Raw genomic sequence first — 18220 nt, forward strand, 5'->3', positions numbered from 1 at the left:
TGGATAAGGAACTTGTAAAGGAAGCGGACAAGCAGGTTGATAGCGTGCATTTCAGCTCACGGTCTGAATTTGTTGAGGAGTGCATAAGAAAGTACCTTAAGGACTCCGAGACCGCGGTCATACTCGGCGGAGGCGACCCCGAAAAGCTGAAAGTCGACGGAAAGTTCAAGTTCCTGGTGCCTGTTTTCAAGGACAAGTGCATGCTGGAGCTTCTCCTTGAAAAACTGTCTTACTTCGGAAAAATTTACATAATTGCCCAGAAGGAAGTAGTGGATGCCTGCTTTGAAACGTTCGGCGACAAGTTCGAAAACGCCGAGATTATCTACATTGAGGAGCGTAAAGAGATGGGAAACGCCAAAACCCTTGAGCTTGCAAAAGACAAGCTCGGCCAGAAGTTCCTCATACTTCCAATCGACCAGTTCTACGAGTTTGACTTTTCTGACCTTATCAGAAAGCACGAAATCAACAGCGCAATATTCAAGGGGACAGTCACGCTTGCGGTAACGCCCGGAAGCTCTGACAAGAAGCTTGGAAGCATCTCTATGTCCGGAAACCAGATTATCGGGCACTATGAAGGTTCCGGCGAGAAAAGGAATATTGCTTCTGCCTTTGCGGCAGTCTGCGACAAGAAGATTTTCGAGTACATTCCCAAGGGCTCGGTAAAGTGGACTTTACAGGAGGATGTTTACCCGAAAATTATCAAGAACGGCGGCATGTTCGGCTATATCACAGAGCACCCGATATTCAACATACACTCCAGAAAGGAACTGCTTGAGCTGAAGCGATACCTGGACAGCAGGAAATGAAATTTAATATATTCCACTAACATTATGCTTGACATAAAACTTTTCAGGGAAAACCCTTCGGTGATTCTGGAGAGCGAGAAAAAGAGGTTTAAGGATGTTTCTGTTGCCCAGAAGGTAATAGAGCTTGACGATGGCTGGAGGGCCCGGCTTAAAGACCTTGAAGAGCTTAAGGCGAAAAAGAACAGGATTTCAAAGGAAATCGGCATGAAGAAAAAGAACGGGGAAAATGCTGACAGCGAGATTGAAGAGTCCCTTAAGCTTGACGAGGAGATTACGATTAAAAACGCGGAGCTTGACCGGCTGCTGGAAGAGCGGGACTCTTACAGGTACCGGGTAGGGAATATTCTTCACGACTCCGTTCCAACTGCGCCAAGCGACCTTGGAAACGTCACGGTGAGGACCTGGGGAACGCCAAGGGAGTTTGACTTCGAGCCAAAGGGCCACGCGGACCTTGTCGAAAGGTTTGCCGAGCTTGAAAGGGCTGCCAGGATATCCGGCGCCAGGGCATACTTTCTTAAGGGTGACCTTGCCCTTATGAACCTTGGGCTGATAAAGCTTGCGCTTGACACGCTTGGCAAAAGCGGCTTTACCCCACTCTGGACGCCTTACTTCATTAAGGAAGAGTTCATGAAGGGTGCTGCGGAGCTTGGAGACTTCCAGAGTTCGCTCTACAAGCTTGACGGCGAAGACGCCTACATGATTGCAACCTCCGAGCAGTCGATTGCTTCATTTCACTCGGGAGAAGTCCTGGAGGAAGCCCTGCTTCCAATCAAATATGCGGGTTACTCCACGTGCTTCAGGAAAGAGGCCGGAAGCCATGGAAAGGACACCAAAGGCATTTTCAGGGTCCACCAGTTCGATAAAGTCGAGCAATTTATCCTGTGCAAACCTGAAGACTCCTGGAAGCTGCATGAGGAACTGATTGCAAACGCAGAGAAGATTTACCAGGCACTCGAGCTTCCTTACAGAATCGTAAACATCGCGAGCGGCGACATGAACGACAACGCCGCAAAGAAGTACGACCTTGAGGCATGGTTTCCTGCACAGAAAACATTCAGGGAGCTTGTGTCCGGCTCGAACTGCACGGACTACCAGCCAAGAAAGTTGAACATCCGGTTCGGGAAATTCGGGGGGGAAAAAGAGTTTGTCCACGCGCTTAACTGCACTGCCTGCGCAACCGAAAGGACGCTTTCCTGCATCCTTGAAAACAACCAGCAAAAGGACGGAAGCATAATCGTGCCAAAAGTTTTGAGGCCATTTGTCGGAAAAGACGTGATATGAATATCGAAGTCGACAGTAACCCAACTCCAAGCGAACAGTTTTTTATTTCCATATCCATCAGTGATACTGAAGTTATCTCTTTCGACTGTACCTCAAAAGGGCCTCGGGTGATACGACAGGCTTTAGTCGAAAGAAAGAATTTTCCGAAAAGCAGGCCGCCTACCTCTGAATGGGACGTCCTCATCCTGGAAAGCGGACAGTTCGTAAGAAAGTACCACGCAAAATGGATTGACCTTGGAAAGCGGGACTGGGTTAATGATGAAATCTGGGAAACCACCCAAGAGAAGCCAATTTCAAAAGAGCTTAATGAAAAACTGCTTTTCTACTCCCGCCTCATCTCCGACAATTACAAAGCGCTTGGCCTGTTCTCCCGAGAGATGTCGGACTTTGAAGAAGTCCTAACAAAAGAGATTTCCGGCAAGCAGGGATTCTAAAATTAATCTGCCAGGATAATAATGGCCGGGTTTGTCTTCGCAATCCTAAATGCCGCGTTCTCCTCGGCCAAGGACATCCTAAGCAAGAATTGCCTCAGGGAATTTGACGAGTATATCTCCGGCTGGTCGCTAAGGTTTTTTGCGTTCCTTGTGCTGTGCCCACTCCTGCTGTTCATTGAAATACCTCCGCTGGGCTCCTCGTTCTGGCAGGCGCTTTTCCTTGGCGCCCTGCTAAATGTCGCCGCCACAATACTCTTCATGAAAGCCCTCAAAAAATCCGAGATATCAAGAGTCATCCCCCTGATAAGCCTTGAGCCGGCGTTCCTCTTAATTACTGCTCCCCTTGTCCTTGGAGAGTACCCAAATATTTACGGGCTTGTGGGGGTACTCCTAATGATTGTAGGAACGTATTCCCTGAACGTCAGGAAAGAATGCGACAGCCTTCTTGACCCATTCAGGACCCTGGCAAAACACAAGGGCTCCAGGATAATGATTGCCGTTACAATAATATGGGGCGTAACCACTCTCATAGACAAGGTAGGCATTCTCAATTCCTCACCCGTCTTCTGGGCGATAGCATTTAACGGCATGCTGACGCTTTTGCTTACTCCAGTTATGCTTCTGAAATCTGGCAAAAAAATAAGGGCTATTCCAAAAAACATAAGAAAGCTTCTGCCACTTGGAGGGGTAAACGCCCTCAGCCAGGTCTGCCAGGTGATTGCCTTCAGCATGACTCAGGTTTCATATGTTGCGGCTGTAAAGAGAACCGGCTCGCTTCTTACTGTATGCTATGGCGGGATGGGGCTTAAGGAAAAGCATTTCAAGAGGCGCCTCTTTGCAACAGTGCTCATGCTTGCCGGAGCACTGCTGATAATCCTATTTAGCTAACTTCTATTATGGCATATGACCTCATAATTATCGGCGCAGGTCCTGCAGGCATTGCCGCAACAATCTACGCTGCAAGAAAAAAGATGAAGACACTGGTGATTTCAGAGTCCATTGGAGGGCAGGCCGCCTGGAGCTCGCAGATCACAAACTACCCTGGCTTTCAGTTCATAACCGGGCCTGAGCTTGCCCAGAAGTTCGAGGAGCATGTAAATTCCTTCGGGCTTGAAGTCCTTCTCGACAAGGTCACTTCAGCCGAAAAAAAGGGAGGGCTTTTTGAGGTAAAAACTGAAGACTCAACATTTACTGCCAGAACGCTTCTTATCGCCCTTGGAAGAAGCCCCAGAAAGCTTAATGTAGCCGGTGAGGAGGAATTATTTCATAAAGGAATAACTTACTGCGCAACCTGCGACGGGCCACTCTACAAGGGCAAAACTGTGGCGGTTATTGGAGGCGGAAACTCTGCGCTTGACGCAGCCCTGCAGATGACAAAAATCGCAAATAAGGTTTACCTGATAGACAAGGGCGAAAAAATCTCCGGGGACGCAATAGTGCTTGACAAGATAAAGGCCTCAGGCAAAGTGGAAATATTTTCAGGCGCCTTCGTAAGGGAGATTGCCGGAAGCAGGTTTGTCGAAAAGATAAAAATATCCTCACAAGAGAGCGGCGAAAAAGAGCTAGGTGTTGGTGGCGTCTTTATCGAAATCGGCTCAGCCCCGGCAAACCTTCCCTTTAATCCGGAAGGGGCGCTTAAAATAAATGAAAGGGGAGAGATAATCGTAAACGACCGGTGCGAAACCAGTGTCGGGGGGCTTTTTGCTGCCGGAGACGTCACAAGCATTCCTGAAAAGCAGATAATCATCGCCGCAGGCCAGGGCGCAATGGCATCCATTTCCGCGTTCAAATACCTGGCAAGAAAGCCAGAGGAAAATTAGCCCGGCCGGCTATTTCAGGACTTTTCCGGTTTCCATATACCAGAGGTAAAGGTCAAGCTCTGCCGGGTTAAGGCCTGCTTTCTGTCCAATAGCTCTTAATACTTCCTCAATTTCAAGATACTTCTTCTTTGTAAGGCACTTCGACTTCGGCGGCTCTATGAGCTTGTTTTCCGCCAATATGTCAACGATATGAAAATCAATTATTGCAAGGTTTTTCCTGCCAATGTTTCGGAGAAAGTGGCTTGCTTCCTTGTAACCTAATCCCTTTACGTTGCACACCAGCCACTCCCTTGCCGAAAAATCGTCAGGCATTCCTTCGAGGTTTTCCTTGAGAGTATCTTTGTGTTTTCTTGCTTCGAAAATGTACGCCGCCCTTGCGTTCGGGTAGCGGTGTCCAAAAGAGGCAAGCTTTTCGGAAAGTTCCTCCAAATGGAGAGTGATAAACCCATCGCCAATTTCCTTCTGTATCTTGATGCTTCGCTCTGCATTGAAGTTTGCTGTCAAGAGGCAGAAACAGAGTTCCTTGAAAATTTCGGTGCCAGACATTTTTCCTGCATGTTCGAACTCCTTCATCCGAAAATCAATTATGTTTCTAACCTTGGAATTTTTTAGTTTCCGGACCCTTGACAAGATCCTACCAATGGAATTCATAAGATATTACCGGAAATAGCTAAAAAACCTCCTTACTGAGAAGCTGTCTTTTTATGGTATTCTCCCCAGTAGCTTGAAACACTCCCCACATTTCCTTTTTTCAGCTCTTCTGAGAACTTCCTGTTTAAATTGTATTTCAGTGACCCCTTGCCCCAAAATTCTCCCATCCAATGCTCAAACTCCTTGTTTTTATTTATGAAAACCAAATAGAGGGCATCCTTGCCATGAAATACACCATGAGCACATCCTGCTGGGGAAAAATAGATATCTCCCACCCCCAACCGCCTTATCGTCAGATTTTTAAAATTTCTTTTCCTCACTTCGCTAGCAGAATCCAATTCATAAACAGATCCGTTGTTAGCTCTCATTAGCTCTTTTATCTCTTCGCTGGGCTCAAATTCAACAAAGGTCAATTCTCCAGAAATAACGATAAATAATTCGTCCCATACATTTCCGTGAATGTCTCGGTCATCACCGTTCAGCAGTCCTCCGCTCCTATTCAAGGCGGTTTCATTTAATTTTACAAGAAACTGGTCAAAATCGTTCCCAAGAGTCTTACTTGCTTTCTCTATGCTTTTAATGGAAGGCACAAATACCTCTATCAATGCCGCAAAGCTCAGGTCAACATAGCCGCAACTCTTCAAAATTGATTTTGGTGTATAGACCTCTCGTGTCATCCCCAGGTTAGTGGTAATGTTTATCGGAAATTTGTTTTCTGGATTGCTCTCTGATTTCTGCTTCATTAAGTAATCAGTCGCTCTATTCCTGTCCAGCAAAACGATTTCCTTTCCGTTGCCACCGCCATCCAGATTAGAACCAGATTCAAACCTGCAGAATAACGCTTTATGGTCTTGATTACCCTCAATTACATAAGGAGTTCCTCCCGTTATGAATCTGAAATTTCCGCTTCTCAGTTCCTCTTTATGCGCTCCATGACTAAACATTACTGGCCCACTAAGAACAACTATCAGCGAGTCACCTTCATGCAAGTACTCCTTGGCGCAACCTTTTGGAACGGACACTTCAAAAATTGCCATTTCTGAAGAGGAAGATAAGAGCTTTTCGTTCAACCTGCCAGAAATTTGCTCCTGGCAAGGTTTAATTTTAGAAGAGATTACTGAATTCTTTGGAAAAGTGCTGACTATTCTAAGGGTCATTATTAATTATATTTATGAAAAACAAAGACCATCCTTACGTGGGCGTGGATGCCATAATCACAGATGAAAAGGGATATCTCCTTCTCGTTAAGCGCTCAGAAGAGTCCAAGGTATTTCCTGGGTTCTGGGGGCTTGTTTCGGGGCATGTCGAATGGAACGAAACCGTAAAAGAGGCGCTTGCTAGAGAAGCACAAGAAGAGATTGGTGTGGAATTAGAGGTTATTAGATTCACAGGAAGATACTATGACAAAATTGGAAGGCACCCAACGGAAACAATAATCTGCCTTCCAAGCATTTGCCGGATAAAAAAGGGAATTCCAAAGCCCTTAGAAAAAGGCACTGAAATTAAATGGTTTTCCCCAGAAAAAGTAAGAAATATGAAACTTGCGTATGACCATAAGCAAATGCTTATTGACGAAGGTTTAATCTAGAGGAATTTCAACCCGGCAACTTTTCAAGAAAGTAGGCAGACATTTCAGGCACATCCCGAAATAGATACCAGGGGCGTTCCCTCTCAAGGTGCTTTTTAAGACCCATGCCCCCATAAAGAGCCACTGCATTGACTCTTGCTTTCTTTGATGCAATAACATCGCTGACGGAATCACCAACATAGTAGACCTGACCCTTGTTGCGGGAATATCCACATTCATCCACAACCTTTAAAATTCCTTTTGATGAAGGCTTAGGCGCAGGAACAGATTCCCGCCCATAGACTTTATCAAAGTGTTTCGTGAACGGTATATCCCTCTCGATTGTTTTTTTAGATGAATTTGAAAGAATCACCATATCATAAACTTCTGCCATCTTGCCAACTGCCTCTTCGCAGCCAGGATAAATTGTCATGTACTGCCGGGCTTCTTCAGAAGAAAAAAATTTTTTATACTGGCCCCATATTCGATCAATCGTTTTTTTGTCACGGCCCGAAGTCAAGTCCCAGATTAGGGTGGTGATTTCACTGGTAGGCTTGTCCCCTTCAAGTATTTTCCCAAGGTCAAGCCCGGCTCTTTGAACCGAAAAAAGAGCCAAGGCAGCTCTGCGGGAATTGTTAAATCCCTCTATACCTCTCAGGTGCCAGACATCATCCACCTTGAACTCATAAGGCAATCCTTCCAGCTCGAACCCTCGCCTAAACCCTTCATATATTGCCCTTGAAGAGTCCCTGAAAATTCCACCAACATCGAAAATGAAAAGCGACATAAAATAAGCTCCAAGCATTTATTTAAAGTACCACCCAGTTATGGTAAATGAAATTGCATGGGGGTATGTAAAAAGGGAAACTGCCTTAGAAGGCAAAAATCCCAAGAAAGAGATTCTTATCGCAACAAGGCAGAAAAGAAGCGACCCAACCCAGTACGGCAAATATGTAATTCCCGGAGGAGGGCGGAAGGATACCGACAAAAGCGAGTACGAAAACGCCATCCGGGAGGTAAAGGAAGAAACAGGCATCGACTCAAAGCCAATTTACGGCTATCGCTTTCCAGATGGCTCCAGAAACATTGAAGGTGAAAACTTCATTGCAACGGTTAATGAAAACGAGGCGAGTATTTCCTACAGCGACAGCGGAAAATCTTACCACGGCTACTTGGTGGCGCTTGAGCCAGTTGACCCCAAGCAGGAGCCAAAGGAAACTGTGTCTGACGCGGCAAACCCCAGATATGTTTCAATCGAAGACGCCTTCAGGGACATTGAAAAATTCACGCCGGCAGCCCAGGTGCTTCTTGGAATCATAAAAGAGGCGGAAAAGATTAATTAATCCGGATTTAATCACAAGACTCTACCCTTGCGCCTTCTGAAACCTTAATCTCAAGAGGAATGCCGCCATGCTCCTTTATTGCAGACATTACTGAATCCTTTGTTTCGGGCGTTACCAGCGCAATCATGCAGTCGCCGCCTCCGGCCCCCGAAAGCTTCGCCCCAAGCGCACCCGCCTTTCTTGAAGCAAAGATAAGCTCCTCAAGTTTCGGGTGAGATACGCCCATGCCATTCAGGAGACCGTGCACAAAATTCATCATGTCTGCGATTCCTTCAAGGTCGTCGTTTTCAAGGGAAATTTCTGCCTCGTCAACGCACTGTTTGGTAAGCCACAAAACCTCATTGAAAAAGTGAGGATAATGATCCTTCTTTTTTGCAACCCTGTCGATTAGTTCAACAGTGTCTGCCTTGATATTGGTGTGCCCCATTACAAGCAAAAGGTCTCTAGGGCAGCCCAATTCCTGGGGAATCTGGCCCTTGAGATATTTGATAAATCCCCCATAAAGGGAAGTTGCAACATCATACCCAGAGCCCTTTCCCTGAACGTCAAGAACTGTCTTATAAGCGATATGGAACATCTGCTCCTTGGACAAATTAAGTTTGAAAAGCTCATTCAAGGCAACTATCAGCGAAACCACGCAGCCGGAAGAAGTGCCTACTCCCTTTTTCATCTCCGAGCGGGTCTCGACCTCAAAGCCGCCATGAGAATACGGGTCTCCAAGGGTGTTTAGGATGGCCCTTGCAATAAAGCATACCCTCCGGTCGTTTGAGCCGGGGCGGTATTCATAATTCTTAAGCTCCAGATCCGGAAAGTTGAAGATAATTTTTCCGTCCTGCCTTTTTTTGACAGTGCAGTACAGTCTTTGGTTTATTGCCAGAGCTATGCATGGAACTCCATACACCGCCGCATGCTCCCCAAAAAACATCAGTTTTCCTGGTGCGCTTACCGTGACCATCTATTATGAACACTGCTAGTTATTTAAGTGAACCTAGTTTAGACAATTGACGAAAAATTCAAAAATACTTAAAATAGGTGTTCTCCGGTAAGCTTCACTCCTGATCCGGGTTTTGAAACGATAATCTCTTCAGTGATTCCAAGCTTCTGCACCCTGCCCTTTATCTCCTCAAGGTCTTTTTCAAGGCACATTATCTTTACCTGAGGCCCCGCGTCCATCGTAAAATAAGACTCAAGCCCATCATCTCTCCAGTCCATCACAGCGTGCATTAATTTGACGGTTTCGGGCTTCCAGTAGATTATCGAGGGCTTTGTGGTAATCATAGTTGAGTGCATCTTAAGGCAGTTTTCCTCGGCAGTTCTTCCTACAACGGTAAAATTCCTGTCCTTTATACCCTGCCGGACCTTGTTTAGGTCCTCGCCAACAGTTGAAAGCCACCCCGGGTACATTGGAGAGGTCTTCAGGGTCTGGCTCATTCCCGCGCGGGATTTTACCTTCTTTTCCTTCAGGCTCGTGATGCAGAAAAGCATCCGAAAGTCCTGCCAGTAGTCGGGCGGCACAATTTGCTCCCCGTAAGAGTCAGTACCATCTTCCTTTTCGCCCCTTTTCCACTCAACAAAACCGCCCGAAATCGACCTTGTAGCCGAGCCAGAGCCCCTTCTGGCAAGCATGCTTAGCTCTTTTTCGTTAAGCCCAAGGCCCAAAGCGCCGTTAACTGCCGCCGCAAGGGCTGCAAAACCGGCGGCTGATGAAGCTAACCCGGCGGCAGTCGGGAAGTTGTTGTTGCTTGAAATCTTCACCTTGTCCTTGTTTTTGGTCATTTTCCGGACAAGCCCCAGGAAAAACCCCACATACTCCTTGTATGCGTCAGTTGTAGTGTCCTGAAGCAAGCCATTGAAGATAAACTTGTCCTCCTTGAACGAAGGGTTAAATTCGACGGTAGTGTGGGCAAAAAGCCCGTCTGTGGTCATGCTGATGCTCCCGTTCTTGGGAAGCATAAGGCCTGTATCTCTCTTGCCCCAGTACTTTACCAAGGCCATATTCGCGTTTGCTATTGCTGAAACTTTCATAATTTAAGAGAAAAGTTAAGAAAAAGTTACCTTGTGTGAGCCAATTCAGAATGAGGTCTTAATGGCCCTGAAGCAGTCAAGTCTGGCAAATTAGTACGTTGCTTCTGCGTTCCACCTATTAGGCCAAAATGATACTTCTGCAGGGCAGCCTCCACACTTAAATCTCCATCATCTGGTCCTAGGATAACATCAACGCCATCGGGCCCCAAAATCCTCCTAACTGAGGGCACATCTTGTGGGTTGGCATACATAGGTGTCAGAAGCCGATCTGGGATATATACTGGTCCATTTGGTTGTTCGGGCATTACCTACACTAGGGAAAATTATATATTACTGTTGATTCCCCTAAAGGCAATTGACGTAAAAAACAATAAATAGCAGGCAATCATAGATAATAATGGTGAGCCGGAGTCGGACCGCCCCTGCCCGGCAGGGAGGAAATTCTGCCCATCGACTGAAAGCGTGCCTGAGAAGGCCATGGACTGCCGATACAAGAAAAGCTCTTTAGGCGTTCAACAAATGAGCGAAAAAAGGCGATGGAACGCCCGAAAGATTGGAAATTGCGGCTATCCCGGTATGAGATGCAAGCCCTAAGAACGGCGCCTAGACAAATGTCCGAAGCTTCCCTTGTGACCGCCTGCCCTTGGCAGGCGCGAAGAAGCCACAAAAGGCAGATTATTGCGGACTCACCAATTATATTTCCAGGTACTTTCCGGCAAGGTAAGAGTTAAAGTCCTTGTTTTCCCTCGACAATTCAATTATCTCCTCTTCCTTAAGAACCCTTATCTTCTGTTCGGAAATTTTTCCCGGAATTTCCTCGCGCCGGTTGCTGAGAAAATCCTTTACTGCGGTATCCACGTTCTGGAGCCGCCGCTTCACTGTTGCAAAAAACTGGCCGCGCTCAATGTAGGGGGGGTACTTTCCACCAAGGTATTTTTCAAGAAAGTTATCTATCTCTCCGGAAAATATCGTAGGGCCTGCCTGCGACCTGTATCTGGAAAGTGTAGAGCTCTCGACTTCCACCACAATTACGGCAAGATTTTCCTCATCTGTCCAAGACAGGTGGCGCACAACACCAAAGCCATTTTCGTGCAGGTGCCTTGCAAGGTGGCGCTCAAACCTCCGAAGCTGGGGGTAAAGATTTTCCGGCACCATCTCGGGCGGGCGGAACCTGGCTCCCGCAAAAGAAGTCCCTCTCTCGCTTTTCAGCTTCTCCACAAGGAGGTTCACAACTTTCTTTTTGAGGGCTGGAAAGCTTCCGCCTTCAGTGTACTTTTTTGCCTCCTTTTTCAGCCGGAAAAAATTCTGCGGGGAAAGAGGGGATGCGACATTTCTGTCCTTGTCAGTCGGGTCTATAAAGATAAGGGCTTCCCGAAACTGCTTTTTTGCCTCCCTTTCTGAAGAGATTCCATCAATGTCGATATAAGACCTAAAGTCAAGCTTTGAGATTTTTTCGAGGGCTTTTGCAAAGCTTCCCCACTGGATTATGAAAAGCTCGCAGAGATATCCGCTGACGCCTTCATGCCTTGCGTCCGCCCCGTAAACATCTGTCTGCTTGCAGAAATATTTCATGAGCCGTGCCTGGTCTTTCATGTACCCTGTCAGGTGCTCCTTTACATATCTCGTGTGAAGCGGGGAGCGGTCAACTGCGGAAATCACCTTATTTCCAGCAGTAAATTCATAGCAGGGCACGATATCGACGCTGTGGCCGGATATTTCCGCCCTTACGTAAGGGTGCTCAGCATATTTTAGGTTGTACTTTCCGCCCATGTCCTCAGAGATAGTAGTTCCTATCAAAAGACCGAACTCCTCCAGCTTTTCGCGTTTTATCTTTTCGCGAAAGACGATAAACAGGTCGACATCATAGCCATTCTTTAAAAAAGTGTCCTTTGCAATCGAGCCGACTATTACAGGGTATGCCGAAAATGGCTTTGCTACCCTCTCGGCAACAGCCAGGAGCTGGTCGACAAAAAAGAATATCGCGTTAGATTCGTCCTTTTTCGGCTTTATCTTTTCGATTATCCTCAGCTCGAGGTCATCCATAAGCTATTATATCAAAGCCAATATTAAACCCCCATTCTTAATTCCTGATGCCTGATTTCCTGAAGGAAAGCCGATCGCCAACCTTGACTGAAAGCTCTCCTGCGTTTGCCTCAAGAAGATGCGCTGCCTTCTTTTTTGGAAGGTAAATTCTCCAGGGAGCAAGTTTTGCGACTTCGACTACTTTGCCCCGGGCATCCAGGAAAAAGAGGTCTATCGGGAAAAAGACAAACATTGTGTGTATGCTCACCCTGCAGTTTGGAATCTTGAGTATAAGCCCTTCGCCTCTTTTCAGTTTTCGGCGAAACATCAGCCCTGTCTTCGCGCCAATGCCCGCCACCATCTCTGCAAGGCAAAGCTTTCTTTTACCGCGAAAAACTGCATAACTCATTTTTTTATTTTCCTGAACTCAAGGTATGAATACACAAACAGGCCAAAAACAAGAAGAAGCACCACAGCAATAAGCTCGATAACAAGCGGCTTATAGAAGATTGCGCCAATCGCCATTACTATTCCTATTGCCCGAAAAGCCCTGCCGCCAAGCTTGTTTGTCTTCTCCCAGACCCTGTCGCTTACAAGAGTCCAGGGAGTCCGCACGCCAACAAACCAGTTTCGCTTCGACTTCTCAAGAATATCCCCTATGAAGAAAAACAGGATTCCAATGCCGGCAAAGATAAAGCGGGACATGTCAAACAAGTATCCCAGGTTCCAAGCCAGAACCATTGCCTGAATCGCTGCAAGGAACGCAGAAAGCAAAACCACAAAGCGGCCATACTCTCCGGAAAATTTTTTGATGTTTTCCTTGTAGGGGTCAATTCGGGGGATAACTTCAAAGATAGCCGCCATGGCAAGAACGACGAGGGGAATGAAAATCACCCCGAGAAATTTTGGCATGTATCCATTGACCTCCCCCTGAAGCCCCCAATGGGAAGCAAGCTCTTCCGGAAGGGCGGGGTAAAGAAATAGCCCTGCGGCAAGCAAAACAATCGCCACCAGAATTGAAACCCCTGTCGACTTACGGATAGCCATAATTCTAATAGACAATCTGCTAAAAAGGCCGGTTTTCGCGCCTCAGGAAAAACAGGTCGTGGATGCCAAGCCGCGCTGCAATGTGGTTTGTGTAGTACAAAAAGTCCGCTTCGGACAGCTTTGCCCTCTGGTCTGCCTCAATCAGCACGTTTGGAAAGCCATAAGTCCGGCTCTCGCAGGACAGGGTAAAGATTATTTCAGCAACGCGCTTTCCGTCGCCCATATACTCAATTCTTATTGGGCGGTCAAACTCGGCGGTTTTCATGTAAATGCATTTTATCCCGTCTCCAAGCTCAATTTCGGCTGTTGCCTCTCCCTTTTTGAGCATGTAATGGAGCAGGTTTGTGTCTTTTGTCTTCCTGAACACTTCAATCCACTTATTAAGCTTCGAGGCAGGATTTTTTTCCAGGATTTCCTTTTTGACAAAATTGCAGAAGGCCGAACTCCTGCTATCCTCCACAACTCCCGCGATAAGGCAACTTTTTTGCCGGCCAAGTTCGTAAAGCTCAGCTATTTTCGCCTTGACCTCTTCATAATCCCCATAAACCGCGCTTTCGCTCTTTGGCACGTCCCCTGGGTGGATTATCAAGCTTCCGTCAAGAAGAAAGACGTCAGGCGCGTGCTTTTTTATAGTGTCTACGCTAAGCCCCAGCTCTTTTTTAAGCCGCCGGAGACTCCAGAAAATGCCAAATTCCGCTTCCGAAAGGGGGTCTGTGGAGTAGTCCATTTCAGGCGAAGGGCTCATGGAGGGGTAATATTTGACGTCAAATAGCTTTCCGCCCCGGTACTCGAAAATGGCGGAAACCGCCCTCAAGAACACAAAATCGACCAAGTGCGTGCATTTTTTCGTAATTCCGCCGTCCTCTCCCCCAATCCTGAGGTTTCCCAAGGGGACCTTATTTACTGTCCAGATAAGCTGTTTTTCCTCCCTCAAAGCCAGAGCCGCCTCCCTTTTCTTGGACTCCAATGCCTGGATTTTCTCGACCAAAGTGTCAATATTTCGCAAATGCTCCATAATTTCCCAAGAATACTATAGATTTGGCTGAAAAAAGGGAGCAGAATGTGTGCATTTTAAATTTATCATATACTTTTATGCAAAGGGCTAGAATTAAGCTGTGGAGCAGAGACCCGGAAAAGCTTGAAGAGGTAGCCAGGAAAATAAAGGAGGACGTCGAGAAATTCGGCGCTTCTGTCAGAGGGCCTGTGCCGCTTCCAACAAAGAAGCTTAAAGTGCCTGTTCTAAGGCAGATGAAGACCGGAACCGGCCACGGAAACTCGAAGTTTGACCGCTGGGAACTCAGGGTGCACAGCAGAGTCCTTGAAATCGGCGAAAGCGAACGGGCCCTTTACCAGATTATGCGGATCCAGATTCCAGAAGACGTAAACATCGAAGTCAAGATGATGAGCTAATCTAAAAAAGGCAATTCCATTTTGATGGTCTTAAAATCTCAGTTTTATGCTACTAAAATTTCTGCTTGGCCGCCAGGACATATTAAAATAGCTCATAAGTCTCGATAAAATAATACCAACTATTCGCCGATTTTTTAGCCTAATTACTCCGCCATTCCAGCGCCTTTGCCGCCCTGAAGCATACCCATAAGCTTTCTCTGCTGCTCGTCAAGGGATTTCTTTATTGCGGACTCCTGCTCAGTGAACTGCTTTTTCTTGAGCTTCAGGAATTCAAGGGTTTCCTCAAGCTCCTCCTGCACCTTCTTTGCGTCAGACTTTACCAAAAGGCCGGCAATTTCCTTATAAACCTCATCCTTTCCTTTTATTTCCTTAAGTGCTTCGTTTATTTCCGCAACCTGCATCTCGATATTCTGGTTCTGCACCATTATCGACTGAAGCTGCTGGTTTTCGGACTGCACTTTCATGAGCAGTTCCTGGCCTTCTTTAGACAATTCCACCATAATTAGGAATGTTTAGGATATATAGCCAAAAGAACTGAGAGCATATATATTTTTAGAGCCATTTAATCTAATGAAAAAGACAAAAATTGTTGCGACTATCGGGCCCTCAAGCGAGCCGCCTGAAATGATAAAAAAGCTTATAGAGGCAGGTCTGAACGTCGCGCGGCTCAACTTCTCGCATGGCGGTTTTGACGAGCAGGGACCAAGGATAAAGAACTTCAGGGCAATCGACCCCAGCATTGGCATAATGCTAGATACTCAGGGGCCAGAGCTCAGGACGCTCCAGTTCGAGATTCCTGACCATGAATACCCCATTAAGGAGGGGGACATTCTTACAATTAAATTCGAGGACGTTTTGGGAAACGAAAAACAGTTCTCGATGAATTACAAGGATTTTTACAAGGACGCAAAGCCCGGTGACAGGGTGCTTATAGACAACGCCCGAATCGAAATCAGGGTTGTCGAAGTCCAGGGAAAAGACGTCATATGCAAGGTAATGAACAACGGAGTCATTTACTCGAAAAGAAGCATAAACCTTCCTGACTCTCAGGTGCGCCTTCCCAGCATGAGTGAAAAGGACAGGGGAGACATAAAGTTCGGAGTAGAACGGGGAATTGATTTTATAGCATACTCTTTTGTAAGAAACATAGAAGATGTCCAGAAGCTTCGCGATTACCTTAAAGAGCTTAATGCCGAGCACGTTGAAGTCATATCAAAAATCGAGACCTCACAGGCAATCGAGAACCTTGAGGAGATCGTAAAGGTCTCTGATGGCATAATGGTTGCAAGAGGCGACCTTGCAGTTGAAGTTGCCATGGAAAAAGTTCCCATTTTGCAGAAAAAGATGATTGAGCTTGCAAACAAGCACCACAAGTTCTGCATTGTCGCAACCGAGATGCTTGAGTCCATGAGGAAAAACCCCCGGCCAACAAGGGCAGAGATAAGCGACGTCGCAAACGCGGTTTTCCAGGGGGCTGACGCAACCATGCTTTCAGGAGAAACGACTCTTGGAAAATACCCGCTTGAGACAGTCTCGACAATGGCAAAGATTGCAAAAGAAGCCGAGATTTCGGACATCGAGCACTGCACTCTCTGCAAGGACCCCCGCTGCCTTGCCGACTGCATCGCCCGTAATTTTGTTTCCATGTCAAACGAGCTTAAGCTCAAAACCCTCATAGTCCCAACAAAGACAGGCCTTTCTGCAAAAGTCGTTTCCCGCTACAGGCCAAGGGCAAAGGTCTTCGCGCTAGTGCCGAATGAAATCATACTCAGAAAAATGTCACTTCTCTACGGAGTTGAAGGCGTTTTGGCCGACCACTCAAAAACGATGTTCGACCTCATTCAGGAGGGCGTTACAAAGCTTGTAACAAGCGGCAAAATCGACCCCAAGGAAAAAATCGGCATAATCGGGGAATATAAGGAAGCCACCACAAACGCGATGATGTTCGTGGAGGCCGAAAAGCTCCTTACAAGAAACTCCAAGAAATAGTTTTTCTTTCTGCCTGAATATTTAGGACCAAGCGCACTTATTCCCAATGCACTTGCAGGACTTATTGTATTTTGATGCGTCGTAGCAGTCCCTCCATTCGCAGTCCGTGACCATGCCGCCCCTGCTTTTTGACTGGCACACCTGCCCGGAACACCCGCCGGTTATGCAGTCGGAATCTGTTTCGCACGGGTCGCCTGTCGAATAGCCGCAAAAGTCTTCAGTGGTTGCCGCACTTTTCTCGTGCTGTGTTACGTTCGCGCTGACAACCACATTGTCCGAGATTATGAGGTCAACATCGAAGAGCTTTATGTTGTCCGGGAGAAGCGGCGTGTCCACGTCAAACTGGTAAGTCACCTCATAGATTCCGCTGTGCTCATCTGAGACTTTTTCAAAGCCCTTCAGCACGAGGTTGCTTGAATTGTAATTGTTAAAGCAGTAAAGCCGCCTCACATAATCGTCTGCCATCTGCCTGATTTCGCTTTCGCTCATCACAAACCCACTCTGGCAATCCTTCGGGCAGGACTCTGGCGTTTCCAGGCACGGGCAGCCGATTGCTTCGCAGACGACATCCTGGCAAACACCATCTCCGCACTTATTGGTGCATGGAACTCCCCTTTCAGGAGCATGGGAGGCAAAAATGACAACTGAAGCAATAAACACAAAAACAGCCAGAAGCTTGAGGTTTCTTTCGCTCGACAAGTCGAAACCCTTTGATTTTTGTTTTGGCTTTGCTTTGGAAGAAACTTTTGAAGGCATAATTAATTCCGGTTTGTGGATTTAAAGCGAAACGTCCAAGCAGCTTAACGTTCTTTCCTGCCTTTGCCAGACAGTCCTTTCTCCGGAGCTTGCCTGCCATCTTTGACCCTGTATCTGGATGGAGGAGGGGTTTTTGGAGAGTCGTGTATAAACCGGTACCTGAGATAGTAGTATATAGCGGCCACGATTGCTGCCAGAAGAACTACCAAAGCAAGGCCAATTGCTATCAAGGTGGCGCCTTTCGAAGACCCTTCGGGGAGTTTTGAATCCAGAATATTTTCCAGCCGCTCTTTAATGGCATTGCCCTGGTCCAAATGCACAGCAGCATTTTCGCAAAGCCCTGTTTCAGCATTGAGGTATTCTGTGGTGCATTCCTGTGGCAAGCCGCATATAGTCGCAGAACCTATCGGAACTGAATTGGCCCTGACGCAAGACATATTAACTGTGCAGAGCACTTCACCCTCCGGGCAGGTGCAATTACCACCAGGGCAGCTTTCGTTGTTAGAGCAGCGCCCTATGACGCAAAAGCCGCCTCCGCACTCGCTGGAGAGCTTGCATGCGTCTCCGTCATTAAGGCAGACTTTTCCGGAACACTCCCTGCAGATTTCAACCACAAAAGTCATGTTTTCCCGACCCATAGTTATTCCATCAGGAGAGGATATGTTAAACGTGATGCTGTTGAAGTCCGGGCCAACGCCGCCGCCTCCCCTCCCCACAACTGGCTCGTATTGCCCCGGAGCGATTGTCAGATCGGCGTAATATATAACTCCATCCACACGATATTGCACCTGAACATCAAGGTAGCTTGTGTACATATTATAGACTTTGAACTGGTAAGTCCACCTGTAAGAAGCGTCCTGGCTGTTGCCCTGGTAAACCGCATCCCTTACTTCAAGCAACGGCGAATCGAGAGGAACTCCCCTGAAATAAAACACGATTGTCTCGTTAGTTACATTCTGAGTTGTCCTGTATTGGCAGGTGAGGTTATCTGCCAAGGTTGGCGAAATGACAAAGATTGCAAATATCAGCCAGGATAAGATTCGCCTATCCATAACTTAGGTTATTTTGA

At 46.9% G+C, this 18220-nt stretch carries 21 protein-coding genes; 9 read left to right on the forward strand and 12 right to left on the reverse strand.

The genetic code is table 11. The features are described from left to right. The 5 genes from JW727_06760 to JW727_06780 form a co-directional block, all read left to right on the forward strand. A partial coding sequence (locus JW727_06760) for a hypothetical protein (GenBank protein ID MBN2095722.1) occupies positions 1 to 806 on the forward strand: 806 nt, incomplete at its 5' end. Positions 807 to 830: 24 nt separating this feature from the next. Next, entirely contained in the window at positions 831 to 2087 is a 1257-nt protein-coding gene (serS, locus tag JW727_06765) for a serine--tRNA ligase (protein MBN2095723.1), read from the forward strand. Then, complete coding sequence (locus JW727_06770) at positions 2084 to 2521, forward strand: hypothetical protein (protein MBN2095724.1); 438 nt, start codon at positions 2084 to 2086, stop codon at positions 2519 to 2521. The genes serS and JW727_06770 overlap by 4 nt, the downstream gene beginning before the upstream one ends. Positions 2522 to 2542: 21 nt before the next feature. Next, positions 2543 to 3409: an EamA family transporter gene (locus JW727_06775; protein ID MBN2095725.1), complete on the forward strand. Its 867-nt coding sequence runs from the start codon at positions 2543 to 2545 to the stop codon at positions 3407 to 3409. A gap of 8 nt (positions 3410 to 3417) precedes the next feature. Then, positions 3418 to 4341, forward strand: coding sequence for an FAD-dependent oxidoreductase (locus tag JW727_06780; GenBank protein MBN2095726.1), 924 nt, complete (start codon positions 3418 to 3420; stop codon positions 4339 to 4341). Positions 4342 to 4350: 9 nt separating this feature from the next. Here JW727_06780 and JW727_06785 read toward each other — a convergent pair whose 3' ends face one another. Both JW727_06785 and JW727_06790 read right to left on the reverse strand, forming a co-directional pair. After that, a complete protein-coding gene (locus tag JW727_06785) occupies positions 4351 to 4992 on the reverse strand; it encodes an N-glycosylase/DNA lyase (GenBank protein ID MBN2095727.1) in 642 nt (213 codons plus the stop codon). A 32-nt stretch (positions 4993 to 5024) separates the two neighbouring features. Beyond that, positions 5025 to 6149, reverse strand: coding sequence for a hypothetical protein (locus JW727_06790; protein ID MBN2095728.1), 1125 nt, complete (start codon positions 6147 to 6149; stop codon positions 5025 to 5027). Positions 6150 to 6163: 14 nt separating this feature from the next. Between JW727_06790 and JW727_06795 the strand changes: the two genes are divergently transcribed. Next, the gene (locus JW727_06795; GenBank protein ID MBN2095729.1) at positions 6164 to 6580 is read left to right on the forward strand and encodes an NUDIX hydrolase; all 417 of its coding nucleotides are present in this window, start codon (positions 6164 to 6166) and stop codon (positions 6578 to 6580) included. 7 nt (positions 6581 to 6587) lie between these two features. Here the strand turns inward: JW727_06795 and JW727_06800 are convergent, their stop codons facing one another. Then, the gene (locus tag JW727_06800; protein ID MBN2095730.1) at positions 6588 to 7364 is read right to left on the reverse strand and encodes an HAD family hydrolase; all 777 of its coding nucleotides are present in this window, start codon (positions 7362 to 7364) and stop codon (positions 6588 to 6590) included. 22 nt (positions 7365 to 7386) lie between these two features. Between JW727_06800 and JW727_06805 the strand changes: the two genes are divergently transcribed. Continuing rightward, positions 7387 to 7902: an NUDIX hydrolase gene (locus tag JW727_06805; protein MBN2095731.1), complete on the forward strand. Its 516-nt coding sequence runs from the start codon at positions 7387 to 7389 to the stop codon at positions 7900 to 7902. 7 nt (positions 7903 to 7909) lie between these two features. Here JW727_06805 and mvk read toward each other — a convergent pair whose 3' ends face one another. From mvk to JW727_06835, 6 genes are all read right to left on the reverse strand, one after another. Beyond that, positions 7910 to 8857 (reverse strand): mevalonate kinase, encoded by a 948-nt coding sequence (gene mvk / locus JW727_06810; GenBank protein MBN2095732.1) that lies wholly within the window; start codon positions 8855 to 8857, stop codon positions 7910 to 7912. Positions 8858 to 8925: 68 nt separating this feature from the next. After that, positions 8926 to 9897 carry a diphosphomevalonate decarboxylase gene (mvaD, locus tag JW727_06815; protein ID MBN2095733.1) on the reverse strand — a complete coding sequence of 324 codons (972 nt, stop codon included), beginning with the start codon at positions 9895 to 9897 and terminating at the stop codon, positions 8926 to 8928. Between the two features lie 723 nt (positions 9898 to 10620). After that, on the reverse strand, positions 10621 to 11970 hold the full coding sequence (gene cca / locus JW727_06820; protein MBN2095734.1) for a CCA tRNA nucleotidyltransferase: 1350 nt from the start codon (positions 11968 to 11970) through the stop codon (positions 10621 to 10623). Positions 11971 to 12007: 37 nt separating this feature from the next. After that, positions 12008 to 12358 carry a DUF192 domain-containing protein gene (locus tag JW727_06825; protein ID MBN2095735.1) on the reverse strand — a complete coding sequence of 117 codons (351 nt, stop codon included), beginning with the start codon at positions 12356 to 12358 and terminating at the stop codon, positions 12008 to 12010. Beyond that, a complete protein-coding gene (locus JW727_06830) occupies positions 12355 to 12996 on the reverse strand; it encodes an SdpI family protein (protein MBN2095736.1) in 642 nt (213 codons plus the stop codon). Before JW727_06830 ends, JW727_06825 begins: the two co-directional genes overlap by 4 nt. A gap of 19 nt (positions 12997 to 13015) precedes the next feature. Continuing rightward, positions 13016 to 14011, reverse strand: a complete 996-nt coding sequence (locus JW727_06835) for a DNA double-strand break repair nuclease NurA (protein MBN2095737.1) — start codon at positions 14009 to 14011, stop codon at positions 13016 to 13018. 77 nt (positions 14012 to 14088) lie between these two features. On the opposite strand from JW727_06835, the gene JW727_06840 reads away from it, so the two are divergent. Further along, positions 14089 to 14406: a 30S ribosomal protein S10 gene (locus JW727_06840; GenBank protein MBN2095738.1), complete on the forward strand. Its 318-nt coding sequence runs from the start codon at positions 14089 to 14091 to the stop codon at positions 14404 to 14406. 143 nt (positions 14407 to 14549) lie between these two features. Here JW727_06840 and JW727_06845 read toward each other — a convergent pair whose 3' ends face one another. Then, the gene (locus tag JW727_06845; GenBank protein MBN2095739.1) at positions 14550 to 14906 is read right to left on the reverse strand and encodes a prefoldin subunit; all 357 of its coding nucleotides are present in this window, start codon (positions 14904 to 14906) and stop codon (positions 14550 to 14552) included. A gap of 70 nt (positions 14907 to 14976) precedes the next feature. Here JW727_06845 and pyk point away from each other — a divergent pair, with 70 nt between their 5' ends. Next, the gene (gene pyk / locus JW727_06850) at positions 14977 to 16395 is read left to right on the forward strand and encodes a pyruvate kinase (protein MBN2095740.1); all 1419 of its coding nucleotides are present in this window, start codon (positions 14977 to 14979) and stop codon (positions 16393 to 16395) included. A 21-nt stretch (positions 16396 to 16416) separates the two neighbouring features. Here pyk and JW727_06855 read toward each other — a convergent pair whose 3' ends face one another. Together JW727_06855 and JW727_06860 are read right to left on the reverse strand one after the other, a co-directional pair. Continuing rightward, positions 16417 to 17151 carry an eight-cysteine-cluster domain-containing protein gene (locus JW727_06855; GenBank protein MBN2095741.1) on the reverse strand — a complete coding sequence of 245 codons (735 nt, stop codon included), beginning with the start codon at positions 17149 to 17151 and terminating at the stop codon, positions 16417 to 16419. Positions 17152 to 17195: 44 nt separating this feature from the next. Beyond that, positions 17196 to 18203 carry a hypothetical protein gene (locus JW727_06860; GenBank protein MBN2095742.1) on the reverse strand — a complete coding sequence of 336 codons (1008 nt, stop codon included), beginning with the start codon at positions 18201 to 18203 and terminating at the stop codon, positions 17196 to 17198. Positions 18204 to 18220: the final 17 nt, after the last annotated feature.

This window comes from Candidatus Aenigmatarchaeota archaeon, assembly GCA_016932615.1.
GTDB lineage: Archaea > Aenigmatarchaeota > Aenigmatarchaeia > QMZS01 > QMZS01 > JAFGCN01.

What these genes read in the sequence shown, in the direction of transcription:
- serS (MBN2095723.1), top strand. Translation starts at nt 831, where the DNA reads ATGCTTGACATAAAACTTTTCAGGGAAAACCCTTCGGTGATTCTGGAG.
- JW727_06770 (MBN2095724.1), top strand. Translation starts at nt 2,084, where the DNA reads ATGAATATCGAAGTCGACAGTAACCCAACTCCAAGCGAACAGTTTTTT.
- JW727_06775 (MBN2095725.1), top strand. Translation starts at nt 2,543, where the DNA reads ATGGCCGGGTTTGTCTTCGCAATCCTAAATGCCGCGTTCTCCTCGGCC.
- JW727_06780 (MBN2095726.1), top strand. Translation starts at nt 3,418, where the DNA reads ATGGCATATGACCTCATAATTATCGGCGCAGGTCCTGCAGGCATTGCC.
- JW727_06785 (MBN2095727.1), bottom strand. Translation starts at nt 4,992, where the DNA reads ATGAATTCCATTGGTAGGATCTTGTCAAGGGTCCGGAAACTAAAAAAT.
- JW727_06790 (MBN2095728.1), bottom strand. Translation starts at nt 6,149, where the DNA reads ATGACCCTTAGAATAGTCAGCACTTTTCCAAAGAATTCAGTAATCTCT.
- JW727_06795 (MBN2095729.1), top strand. Translation starts at nt 6,164, where the DNA reads ATGAAAAACAAAGACCATCCTTACGTGGGCGTGGATGCCATAATCACA.
- JW727_06800 (MBN2095730.1), bottom strand. Translation starts at nt 7,364, where the DNA reads ATGCTTGGAGCTTATTTTATGTCGCTTTTCATTTTCGATGTTGGTGGA.
- JW727_06805 (MBN2095731.1), top strand. Translation starts at nt 7,387, where the DNA reads ATGGTAAATGAAATTGCATGGGGGTATGTAAAAAGGGAAACTGCCTTA.
- mvk (MBN2095732.1), bottom strand. Translation starts at nt 8,857, where the DNA reads ATGGTCACGGTAAGCGCACCAGGAAAACTGATGTTTTTTGGGGAGCAT.
- mvaD (MBN2095733.1), bottom strand. Translation starts at nt 9,897, where the DNA reads ATGGCCTTGGTAAAGTACTGGGGCAAGAGAGATACAGGCCTTATGCTT.
- cca (MBN2095734.1), bottom strand. Translation starts at nt 11,970, where the DNA reads ATGGATGACCTCGAGCTGAGGATAATCGAAAAGATAAAGCCGAAAAAG.
- JW727_06825 (MBN2095735.1), bottom strand. Translation starts at nt 12,358, where the DNA reads ATGAGTTATGCAGTTTTTCGCGGTAAAAGAAAGCTTTGCCTTGCAGAG.
- JW727_06830 (MBN2095736.1), bottom strand. Translation starts at nt 12,996, where the DNA reads ATGGCTATCCGTAAGTCGACAGGGGTTTCAATTCTGGTGGCGATTGTT.
- JW727_06835 (MBN2095737.1), bottom strand. Translation starts at nt 14,011, where the DNA reads ATGGAGCATTTGCGAAATATTGACACTTTGGTCGAGAAAATCCAGGCA.
- JW727_06840 (MBN2095738.1), top strand. Translation starts at nt 14,089, where the DNA reads ATGCAAAGGGCTAGAATTAAGCTGTGGAGCAGAGACCCGGAAAAGCTT.
- JW727_06845 (MBN2095739.1), bottom strand. Translation starts at nt 14,906, where the DNA reads ATGGTGGAATTGTCTAAAGAAGGCCAGGAACTGCTCATGAAAGTGCAG.
- pyk (MBN2095740.1), top strand. Translation starts at nt 14,977, where the DNA reads ATGAAAAAGACAAAAATTGTTGCGACTATCGGGCCCTCAAGCGAGCCG.
- JW727_06855 (MBN2095741.1), bottom strand. Translation starts at nt 17,151, where the DNA reads ATGCCTTCAAAAGTTTCTTCCAAAGCAAAGCCAAAACAAAAATCAAAG.
- JW727_06860 (MBN2095742.1), bottom strand. Translation starts at nt 18,203, where the DNA reads ATGGATAGGCGAATCTTATCCTGGCTGATATTTGCAATCTTTGTCATT.